Raw genomic sequence first — 256 nt, forward strand, 5'->3', positions numbered from 1 at the left:
CCTTGGACTGCAGAATGGGGGAGAGGATGTTGCCCTCCAGCTGCTGGACGGCCACCACGATGATCAGGACGATCACTGCCTCGGTGAACCCGAGGGAGACCAGGGCCACGATGACCGCCAGTGCACCGGCGGTGAAGGCACCGATGATGGGGATGAATCCGGCGACGAACGTGATCACCGACAGCGCGAAGGCCATGGGCACGCCGACGATGACCAGGCCGATGCCGATGAAGACGGCATCCACCGCAGACACGAT

1 protein-coding gene is annotated in these 256 nt (G+C 63.7%); it reads right to left on the reverse strand.

The genetic code is table 11. From position 1 onward, the window contains the following. On the reverse strand, window positions 1-244 hold a 244-nt coding region (locus KMS84_RS40380), incomplete at its 3' end, for an AI-2E family transporter (RefSeq protein WP_256921632.1). Window positions 245-256 lie beyond the last annotated feature (12 nt).

The sequence above is a fragment of the Streptomyces hilarionis genome (assembly GCF_024539675.1).
Lineage (GTDB): Bacteria > Actinomycetota > Actinomycetes > Streptomycetales > Streptomycetaceae > Streptomyces > Streptomyces hilarionis.